This is a genomic window from Pseudoalteromonas sp. BZK2 (genome assembly GCF_014349195.1).
GTDB lineage: Bacteria > Pseudomonadota > Gammaproteobacteria > Enterobacterales > Alteromonadaceae > Pseudoalteromonas > Pseudoalteromonas simplex.
In genome coordinates this window covers 1-5,435 of the sequence record NZ_JACSOG010000070.1, presented here as the reverse complement: position 1 = coordinate 5,435, position 5,435 = coordinate 1, and the positions used below count along the sequence as shown (strand labels likewise).

Genomic DNA, 5,435 nt, shown 5'->3' with positions numbered 1-5,435 from the left:
TTGGTAACTTGGTAACTTGGTAACTTGGTAACTTGGTAACTTGGTAACTTGGTAACTTGGTAACTTGGTAACTTGGTAACTTGGTAACTTGGTAACTTGCTAACTTGCTCTGCTTCCAATCTCACACAAAACGCTGTAAGTTGCTTGTTACTAAGAATAAAACACACAAAGCATATGCAATCAGCAGTATCAAATTGGCAATCTAAATTAAATGCATTAGGGCCGGGAATTTTAATGGCCACAGCCGCCATTGGTGGCTCACATCTAGTAGCATCAACACAAGCTGGGTCGTTATTCGGCTGGCAGCTATTTTGGCTAATCATTGTAGTAAACGTATTGAAGTATCCATTCTTTCGATTTGGCATGGAATACACGCTCGCGACTAAACAAAGTTTAGTTGAGGGCTACAAGCAAAAAGGGCCGGGGTATTTTTATAGTTTTATTGCGCTCAATATTGTCGCCGCGGTAGTAAATACTGCGGGGGTTTTATTATTAACGGCCAGCCTGCTGCACTACGCATTGCCTGTCACAATTTCTGTAACCTTATTATGTTGGCTGATTTTGGCTGTGTGTTTGCTCATTTTATTATTAGGGCACTTTAAGGCGCTCGATAATGTTTCAAAGCTCATTATGGGGTTGCTAACAGTTACCACTTTAGCTGCGCTTGTTGTTGCTATTAATAATGGCCCGATGGCGCCTGTTGACTATGTAGGCCCGTCGCCGTATGAACTTGCCATGCTTGGCTTTATGGTCGCGCTCATGGGCTGGATGCCTGCACCTATTGAAATATCAGCAATCAGCTCACTGTGGCTAAAAGAAAAGCAGCATCAACAAGCCGTGACAAAGCAACAAGGCTTGTTTGATTTTAATTTGGGCTACTGGCTTACCGCAGCACTTGCGTTAGTGTTTTTTTCATTAGGTGTGTTAGTGCAATATGGCCAAGCACAAGCTGTACAATTAGGTGGAGTCGCTTTTGCAAAGCAGCTAATTGATATGTATGCCCTCACTATGGGCGAGTGGGCAAGGCCACTGGTTTCAGGTATCGCTTTTTTATGTATGTTTGGCACCACGCTAACAGTGCTTGATGGCTACGCTAGAACATTAAATGAGTCACATAAACTGCTACCGATTAAACAATCTAAACACAGTTTAAATATGTGGTTATTACTGCAAGCATTTGCAGGTATGGCAGTGATTTTATTCTTTAAATCAGCCCTTGGCCCAATGCTTACTTTTGCTATGACCCTGGCTTTTGTAACCACTCCCGTATTTGCATGGCTGAACTTTAGTTTAGTACGCTCAGAACCCAGCATTCATCACTCACCTTTATTACGCAGCCTAAGCTGGCTAGGTTTAGCTTATTTGGTGGGCTTTGCGCTAGTGTTTTTGGTTTGGAAAGTAATGTAAAGGGAGCTGTCAGCTTTCAGCCGTCAGTTTATAGCTGATCGAGAAGGGGCTTAGTTATTTGTGTTTATAAACAATTGTAACTTTACACTCACTTCTCGGTTTTTATGCTGTTTGACGGCTGACGGCTGACGGCTGACGGCTCTAACTCAACTCCCTAATCGCATTACTAATCCCGTCTAGCGTGAGTGGGTACATGCGGTTGTCCATTAACTGCTTTATAAAATCTATCGATTGATAATAGCGCCAGTGTTCAACGGGTTGTGGGTTGAGCCAAGTGACTTTATCAAAGTGATTGGTTATGCGGTTTAGCCAAGCGCTGCCGGGTTCTTCATTCCAATGCTCAACGCTGCCACCGGGGTAGGCTATTTCGTAGGGACCCATGGTGGCGTCACCAACAAAGATCACCTTGTAGTCGCTGGTGAACTTGTTAATCAAGGTCATGGTATCAATTACGTTAGAGTGACGACGTTCATTGTCTTGCCAAACATGCTCATACAAACAGTTATGAAAATAGTAAAACTCAAGGTGTTTAAACTCGCTGTGGGCGGCGCTAAATAACTCTTCGCAGGTATGAATGTAATCATCCATTGAACCGCCAATATCAAACAGCATCAATACTTTTACCGCATTATGGCGCTCTGGAGCCATTTTTACATCGAGCATGCCGCCTTGTTTTGCGGTTGCGCGAATGGTCTCGGTTAAATCGAGAGTATCGCTGGCACCAGTACGGGCAAATTTACGCAGTTTTTTTAGAGCGAGTTTAATGGTGCGTGAGCCAATTTCACGGTCACTATCAAGGTTTCGGTAGCTGCGTTTATCCCATACTTTAACGGCACGGCGATGTCGGTTACCGTCTTGGCCTATGCGCACACCTTCAGGGTTATACCCATAGGCGCCAAATGGCGAAGTACCACCGGTACCCACCCACTTATTACCTCCAGCGTGGCGCTTTTGCTGCTCTTCAAGGCGTTGCTTGAGGGTTTCCATGAGTTTATCAAGGCCGCCCATGGCTTGTAATTGCGCCTTTTCTTCTTCGCTTAAATGCTTTTCAAACTCTTTGCGCAGCCAATCATCAGGCAAGTCGTGTTGCTGTTTTAAACTTTCGAGCAGATCAAGGTCGGCCACGCCACTAAAGTAATCTGCAAAGGCTTTATCAAAACGATCAAAGTGAGTTTCGTCTTTTACCATGATGGTACGCGCCAAATAATAAAACGCGTCAACGTCGGCAAAAATAACCCCTTGCTTGAGCGCATTGATCAAATCAAGTAGCTCTCGCAAACTAACAGGTAAGCGGTATTCGCGAAGCTTGAAGAAAAACGCAATTAACATATTAACGGCGGCTCATAAACGCAAGTTTTTCGACTAAGCTAATGTCTTGCTCGTTTTTTAATAACGCGCCAAACATGGGCATTAAGCCGCCTTTTTGGCTTTTATCATGCAGTGTTTTAGCATCAATATCTTCGGCCATCAGTAGCTTTAACCAGTCGAGTAATTCGCTGGTTGATGGTTTTTTCTTAATGCCGTTTACGTCACGTAGATTAAAGAACACCTCAAGTGCTTGGCGTACTAAATCTTGTTTAACATGCGGGTGATGCACATCGATAATTTGCGCCATTTCTTCACTACTAGGAAAATCAATGTAATGGAAAAAACAACGACGTAAAAAGGCATCTGGCAGCTCTTTTTCGTTATTCGACGTAATGATCACAATCGGACGTTGCTTTGCAATAACTCGCTCGCCGGTCTCATAAACATGAAACTCCATCTTATCGAGCTCTAATAGCAAGTCGTTGGGAAATTCAATATCGGCTTTGTCGATTTCATCAATCAATAGCACAGGACGCTTGTTATGTTGCTCACCATAGGTAAAGGCTTGCCATAATTTCCCTTTTACAATGTAGTTGCTGATATCGTGCACTCGCTCGTCACCTAACTGGCTGTCGCGAAGACGCGATACCGCATCATATTCATACAGGCCTTGCTGCGCCTTAGTGGTTGATTTGATGTGCCATTGAATTAGCGTAGTGTCTAAGCTTTTTGCAAGCTCCTCGGCCAGCATGGTTTTACCTGTGCCGGGTTCACCTTTTATAAGCAGGGGTTTTTCGAGCAAGATCGCTGCGTTAACCGCTTGTTTTAATGAGTTACTGGCAATGTAGTTATCGGTTGAATTAAAAAGCACGATGTCACCTTATCTGGTCTGAGCAGTGATTAATAACGTCATGATGCCACAGTTAGTCGGCGTCTGAAAGGTATGCAAAACGCGGTATCGTTTTACCCTCGACAGTGACGGTTTCTGTAAACATACTAAGCGGGCGTGCCCACATCCCAAATTCGCCGTATAGCGCTTGATAAATTACCAGGAGCTCATTCGTTTCGCTATGAGTAGCAACATATTCAACTTTGTATTTTGGACCTTTGTAATGTTGGTAGATACCGGGTTTGATTGTCATGTGTTTATCTCGCATCTTGGAGTCATTTGGGTATAATTGCAGTTTGCACATTTTACGCTGAAACAAACTGCCTAAACTATGAATTATATTTCGTTAGATGAATACAAAAAAGCCTGGGTTTTTCGTCATAAAGATATGCCGATAAGCAGCGAAGACGCAGCACAAATTAAACCAATGAGCGCTGAACGTGCTGCGGTTTTATGGACTACTATGGTGAGCCGCGAGCATGATCACCCTGACTTTTTTGATAAAACAGATTGGTGCGGCAAAGACGACAGCTTTTCAGAGACCATTAACTGGGAAAGTGCATGGGAAGCTGGCGACGAACAGTTACCAGAAGAAATCCTTAACCACTTAGCGTGGGAAGCAAACACCACTGTTTATTTTTGCATGGCTCGCGACAACATCATTGAAACCAGCTTTGCTGTTTTTAAACGTTGTTGGCAAAACTTTATGTTTTTAGCTGATGGTAGTTTGCTACTAGGTAAAAAGCGTGATGCAATGGTGCAGTTTTTAGAATCTGGTAATGCAAAATTGGGTAAAAAAGGCGCAGTAAAGTAGCGCTCAATAAACGCTCTATGCTATAAAACAGTCAAGCAATTGTTTTATAAGAGCGCGCATTGTCTAAACCAACTTCACAGAGCGAACACTCGCAACAAGCCGAAATTTGGCAAACTGATGCCGAGCGAGCTTTGTATGCGCAGTTATGTAATGCATTTTATGCTCGTGAGATCCCGCGTTTAGTTGATGAACCTGATACAGCAAGGCTAAAACGTTTATTAGCAAGCCTGCCTTACTATATTGAGCGTTTAGCTATGCGTATTGTCAGTGGTGATGCGCCACTACAGCTCGATTCACAAAATGGCAGTTGGCTTGAAAAACAAAAAACAACGCCGCCTGTTTATAATAAAAAAGACTCAAAAGACTTTTATAGTCAACATGCTAAGCGCGGGTTAATTGTTCCCGTGCTAATTAATGACGAGCAATGTACAACCGTGCGCATAGACAGCTTAGATCAAGTAAGCGACAATAAGGTACATTGCAACGAGCTTGGTTGGTTTGATACTTCCGGTGAATCGCTAGAAAACGCGCATATTCAATTGCTTAAGCCCGCAAAAGCGGTGATGGCGGCGGCGTGTTGCGGTCATCAATGGCAATTTAATAAACGCATCACACCTAAGCGTTTGTCATTACGAGAAATGCTACTAGCAAGCAATATAAATTGGCGTAATTTAAAACGCCCTTTGACTTAATTTAACCGCGAAGGAGTGTTCAATGCGGGTTTTTCAATTCGCCTTGTTATGTTTGGCTTTATTTCTGCAATATCGTTTATGGTTTGGCCATAATGGTGTGCAAGATTACACTCGTTTGAAACAAGCGGTTACCTCTCATCAAGACACTAACGCGAAATTATTAAAGCGCAATACTGTACTTAAAGCAGATATAAAAGATCTAAAGCTTGGTCAAGAAGGTATCGAAGAGCGCGCGCGTAATGAATTAGGAATGATTAAACCTGGCGAAACCTTTATTCGCGTTTTGCCGGGCCAACAACAAAATGAAAATTAAGCAAACTATAAC

7 protein-coding genes are annotated in these 5,435 nt (G+C 43.1%); 4 read left to right on the top strand and 3 right to left on the bottom strand.

All coding sequences use genetic code 11. The annotated features are described in order from the left end of the window. The first annotated feature begins 174 nt into the window (after positions 1–174). Positions 175–1,407, top strand: coding sequence for an NRAMP family divalent metal transporter (locus BIZ38_RS21490; protein WP_187491270.1), 1,233 nt, complete (start codon positions 175–177; stop codon positions 1,405–1,407). Positions 1,408–1,548: 141 nt separating this feature from the next. On the opposite strand, the gene BIZ38_RS21485 is transcribed toward BIZ38_RS21490, so the two are convergent. The 3 genes from BIZ38_RS21485 to BIZ38_RS21475 are packed head-to-tail and all read right to left on the bottom strand — an operon-like array spanning position 1,549 to position 3,872. Then, positions 1,549–2,736 (bottom strand): vWA domain-containing protein, encoded by a 1,188-nt coding sequence (locus BIZ38_RS21485; RefSeq protein ID WP_187491269.1) that lies wholly within the window; start codon positions 2,734–2,736, stop codon positions 1,549–1,551. Between the two features lies 1 nt (position 2,737). After that, entirely contained in the window at positions 2,738–3,586 is an 849-nt protein-coding gene (locus BIZ38_RS21480) for an AAA family ATPase (RefSeq protein ID WP_054560907.1), read from the bottom strand. 52 nt (positions 3,587–3,638) lie between these two features. After that, on the bottom strand, positions 3,639–3,872 hold the full coding sequence (locus BIZ38_RS21475) for a DUF1653 domain-containing protein (protein ID WP_410446034.1): 234 nt from the start codon (positions 3,870–3,872) through the stop codon (positions 3,639–3,641). Positions 3,873–3,935: 63 nt separating this feature from the next. On the opposite strand from BIZ38_RS21475, the gene BIZ38_RS21470 reads away from it, so the two are divergent. From BIZ38_RS21470 to ftsB, 3 genes are read left to right on the top strand one after another with little or no spacing between them, the layout of a single operon-like run. Further along, the gene (locus tag BIZ38_RS21470) at positions 3,936–4,418 is read left to right on the top strand and encodes a DUF2947 domain-containing protein (RefSeq protein WP_187491268.1); all 483 of its coding nucleotides are present in this window, start codon (positions 3,936–3,938) and stop codon (positions 4,416–4,418) included. A 59-nt stretch (positions 4,419–4,477) separates the two neighbouring features. Further along, positions 4,478–5,110 carry a hypothetical protein gene (locus BIZ38_RS21465; RefSeq protein ID WP_187491267.1) on the top strand — a complete coding sequence of 211 codons (633 nt, stop codon included), beginning with the start codon at positions 4,478–4,480 and terminating at the stop codon, positions 5,108–5,110. 22 nt (positions 5,111–5,132) lie between these two features. Further along, positions 5,133–5,423, top strand: coding sequence for a cell division protein FtsB (gene ftsB / locus BIZ38_RS21460; protein WP_054551139.1), 291 nt, complete (start codon positions 5,133–5,135; stop codon positions 5,421–5,423). The last annotated feature ends 12 nt before the right edge of the window (positions 5,424–5,435 follow it).